General features: G+C 60.9%; 3 protein-coding genes. All 3 read right to left on the reverse strand.

The genetic code is table 11. The features are described from left to right. On the reverse strand, positions 1 to 932 hold a 932-nt coding region (locus EN969_RS17695; protein ID WP_206525170.1), incomplete at its 3' end, for a dihydroxy-acid dehydratase. A gap of 306 nt (positions 933 to 1,238) precedes the next feature. Continuing rightward, entirely contained in the window at positions 1,239 to 2,459 is a 1,221-nt protein-coding gene (locus tag EN969_RS17700; RefSeq protein WP_013531282.1) for an OmpP1/FadL family transporter, read from the reverse strand. A 358-nt stretch (positions 2,460 to 2,817) separates the two neighbouring features. After that, the coding region (locus EN969_RS17705; protein WP_127419276.1) for a valine--tRNA ligase at positions 2,818 to 4,718 on the reverse strand (1,901 nt) is incomplete at its 5' end.

The raw sequence follows: 4,718 nt of genomic DNA on the forward strand, positions 1-4,718 counted from the left end.
GCGATGTAAGGCGTCTTCTCGAAGATCTTGGCCACGTCGAACAGGTCGAACTTGATGCCGGCCTCGTGCGCGATCGCCGGCAGATGCAGTGCCGCGTTGGTCGAACCGCCGGTAGCCGAGACCACGGTCGCCGCATTCTCCAGCGCCTTCAGCGTGACGATGTCGCGCGGCCGGATATTTCTGGCGATCAGCTCCATGATCTTTTCGCCCGAGGCGAAATTGAACCGGTCGCGCATTTCATAGGGTGCCGGCGCGCCGCAGGAATAGGGCAGCGCCAGGCCGATCGCCTCGGCGACGGTCGCCATGGTGTTGGCGGTGAACTGGGCGCCGCAGGAACCGGCCGAGGGACACGCGACCTGTTCGATCTCAAGCAGTTCGTCATCGCTGATCGTGCCGACCGAGTGCTGGCCGACCGCCTCGAAAACATCCTGCACGGTGATCTGGCGGCCGCGATAGCTGCCGGGCAGGATCGAACCGCCATAGATGAAGATCGACGGCACATTGAGCCGCACCATGGCCATCATCATGCCGGGCAGCGACTTGTCGCAGCCGGCGAGCCCAACCAGCGCGTCGTAGCAATGGCCGCGCATGGTGAGCTCGACCGAATCGGCGATGACCTCGCGCGACACCAGGGACGACTTCATGCCCTGGTGACCCATGGCGATGCCATCGGTGACGGTGATGGTGCAGAATTCGCGCGGCGTGCCGCTGGCGGCCGCGACGCCCTTCTTGACCACCTGCGCCTGGCGCATCAGCGAAATGTTGCAGGGCGCCGCCTCGTTCCAGCAGGAGGCGACCCCGACCAGCGGCTGCGCAATCTCGGCCGCCGACAAACCCATGGCATAGAGATAGGAACGATGCGGCGCACGCGCCGGACCGACGGTCACATAGCGGCTAGGGAGCTTAGCCTTGGAGATGACTTTGGCGTCCATACTCTTCCTTGCCCCATCTTCCCTGCAAATGGGGCGGAGCGGCCTGCCCCCTCGCCGAGCCTTTTGGCGCGTGTCCCGAGACAAGATCGAGGTGCGCCGGGTTTATGGCGGGAAATGGGCAATTTCCTCAGCCTGACCTCTACCGCAGGGGTTGTTCAGAAAGTGTTGCCAAAACGTCACAATAGCAGGAGGGCGACAACAGCGCGGCTTATGTGCACGCGGCCTATATGAATGGCGCACGGGCAAGAGCCGCCCAAATGAAAAAGGCCGGGTATTGCCCGGCCTTTTTGTAAAATTCTCAACAGGTTAGAACTTGATCTTGATACCGCCGGAAAATGCCGTGACCAGATCGTTGCCAAAATCGTAGGTGGCGTCGTCACCAATAATTTTTCCGTTCTCGCCAATCACTATGCCGGAATGACCACTGGTGAGCACACCGACTGCACCGGCCAGGCGAACCTCAATGTTGGGCTTCGGCGTATAAGCGACGCCGCCACCCAGCGTCCAGGTGTCGGTCTGCGCGCCGAAGCCATGCGAGGTGCCGCGATCCCAAGTCAACTGACCGGCTCCACTCCACTGATCGTTGAACTTGTGGCCGATACCACCTGATACGGTCCAGCCATCACGATACATCAGGTCAAGGGAGGTTGCCTCTGCCGGGCCGTTGGTGAAGCAAAGTGAGGACGGAGCCCCCACCGGGCAGATAGGAACGCTCTGCAGCAAACTCCAGTTCACCCACTTGATCGAACCGAAGGCAAGCCAGCCGGGAGCGATACCCGACTGCAACTTCAGCTCCACGGAATCAGGCATGTACTGTGTTGATCCGTAAATATCGGTAACGCCTCTGCCAATACTGGTGAGGTCGAGCGCACCCGAGATATTGTCGAGCTTGACTTTCGAATTGTAGACAAGGCTCGCGCGCAACGCGATGTCGGGGATTTCATAAGCGACGCCTGCGCGCCAACCCCAGCCACTGGCCTCGAGATCGACACGGCCTGTCAATGCTGGGAGTACGTTTACCAAGCTTTCTTTGAATCCCGAGATGTCTTGGTAAAACAGCCCGCCGATAAAACGAAGTTGGCCCTTGCCCGCATCAAATTTATAAGAGCATGTACCAGCGTAGTTGTTGCTCTTGATATCGGTTTCCGTATTGGAAAGCGCACCATTCCACATGCCAGGTGCGGTATGCGCGCCCCAGGGCTGCGAATAATCGACCATACAATCCACGCCTTGCACGACCTGGACCTTCATTCCCACGCGCGGAACCCAATAGCCCTCGGCTCCGTCGGCCGAGGTGCCCAAGCCGAGATCGGCTCCGCCTGGACCGCGCGCATTCTCGTACTTGCGGTCCGGCATCACATAGGTCGCTTCCGCTTCGGTCGCGAACGGAGCCGGATCGAACAGCAGATCGATATCGTAGCCGCCACGCTCCAGGCCGCCGGCATGTGCCGGATTCATCGCCGTCCCGATCAAAGCCAGCGAAAAGCAGCCCGCCCCCAGCAGCGCCTTCAGTCGCAGAATAGTCATGAAATGTCCTCCCCGAATTCGAGTGCACCAAGCTAGAACCAATTCAGGTTAACGGTGCAACAACGAATTCGCGGGCGTACATGTACACACTGGCCAGCCGCATTTTCGAGGAAATGCAACCGGGTGCGGCAAGGCCGAAAAATGGTCTGTGAAGGCTGAGCGGCTCTCAAAAAACAGGGAGAACCATCCAAAAAGGCTCGAAAACAGGCCTTTTTTGGGCTCCAGGAGCCCCATTGTTACATTATGGCAACAATGGGGCTAAAACTTCCGTTTACGTCAATATTAACGCAACGGAATGCTGATTTTCCAGGCGGAAAACCAGCATTTTAGAGGGGTCTAAAGTCTCCCGAATCTACCCTCAGCCGGCGTCGCGAACCCTGGCCAGCGCGATCGACAGCTTGTCCTGTGCATCGCGGTATTCGGCGAGCTTTTCACGCTCGGCATCGACGATCTCGGCCGGCGCGCTGGCCACGAACCTCTCGTTCGACAGTTTCTTGTGCAGGCGCGCGATCTCCTCGGTCACCTTGGCCAGTTCCTTCTGCAACCGTGCAGCCTCGGCGGCGAGGTCGATCAGGCTGCCAAGCGGCAGGCAGATCGTCGCCTCGTTGAGCACGATCTGCGCCGAACCCTTGGGCGCGATATCGGCAAGCGAGATGTCGCCGACCCGCGCCAGCCGCTTGATCGCCGACTCCTCGCGAACGAGGCGCTCGCGTGTCACATCGTTGGCGCCGACCACGACGAGCGGTGCGATGGCTGCCGGCGGCACGTTCATCTCCGAACGCACGGAGCGGATGCCGGAGACGAGGTCGACCAGCCAATTGATGTCGGCTGCAGCCTCGGCGTCTTCGAAGTCCGGTGACGGCCACGTGGCATGGCACAGCAGCGAGGGGCGTTGCTTGCCTTCGCCAGCGGTCTGCGCCCACAGTTCCTCGGTCATGAACGGCATCATCGGATGCAGCAGCTTGTAGATCTCGTCGAGCACGAAGGCGACGCAGGCTCGGCTTTCGGCTTTGGCCGCCTCGTCGGTTCCCATGAACACCGGCTTCAGCAGTTCCAGGTACCAGTCGCAGAACAGGTTCCAGACGAAGCGGTAGGCGGCGCCCGCCGCCTCGTTGAAGCGGTATGAGGTGATGCCGTCGGTGATCTCGCGCGCCGCCCGCGTCAGCTCGGTGAGGATCCAGCGGTTGACCGCCAGCTTGGCGTCGTTCAGCCAGAAATCGTCATTGCGCGCGACCTCGTTCATCTCGGCAAAACGCGTCGCGTTCCACAGCTTGGTGCCGAAATTGCGATAGCCGGCGATGCGCGCCGGATCGAGCTTCACGTCGCGGCCTTGTGCCGCCATCACCGTCAGGGTGAAGCGCAGCGCATCGGCGCCGTATTCGTCGATCAGGTCGAGCGGATCGATGACGTTGCCTTTCGACTTCGACATCTTGGCGCCGTTCTTGTCGCGCACCAGCGCATGGACATAGACGGTGTGGAACGGCTCCTCGTCCATGAAGTGCAGGCCCATCATCATCATGCGGGCGACCCAGAAGAAGATGATATCGAAGCCTGTCACCAGCACGTCGGTCTGGTAGTAGGTCTTCAGCTCGGGAGTCTCATCAGGCCAACCCAGCGTCGAGAACGGCCACAGCGCCGACGAGAACCAGGTGTCCAGCACGTCCTCGTCGCGGGTCAGGATCTCGCCCGGCTTGAAGTTCTCCAGCTTGTCCTCGACCCAGGCCTTCCACGGTCCTTCCAGCGCCAGATAGAATTCGATCGCGGCGCTCAGCGCCTCTTCCTCGGTCTTCTCGACGAAGACGCGCCCATCCGGCCCGTACCAGGCCGGAATCTGGTGGCCCCACCAGAGCTGGCGCGAGATGCACCAGGGCTGGATGTTCTCCATCCAGTCGAAATAGGTCTTTTCCCAGTTCTTCGGCACGAAGTTCGTGCGACCTTCGCGCACTGAAGCGATTGCCGGTTTGGCCAGCTCCGCCGCATTGGCATACCATTGCTCGGTCAGGAACGGCTCGATCGGCACGCCTCCGCGATCGCCATGCGGCACCGCATGGCGATGCGGCTCGACCTTTTCGAGGAAGCCGCCCTCTTCCATCAGCTCGACGATCTTCTTACGCGCGACGAAGCGATCGAGGCCGTCGAGTTCGTCCCAGACCGCCTGGCGCTCCGGCGTCACCTCGAGGCCGGCAAGGAAATCCTCATTGTCCCTGAGACTTACCGCCGCCTCCGTGGTCAGGATATTGATCGCCGGCAGCTTGTGGC

The sequence above is a fragment of the Mesorhizobium sp. M7A.F.Ca.CA.003.01.2.1 genome (assembly GCF_003998945.1).
Classification (GTDB): Bacteria; Pseudomonadota; Alphaproteobacteria; order Rhizobiales; family Rhizobiaceae; genus Mesorhizobium; species Mesorhizobium ciceri.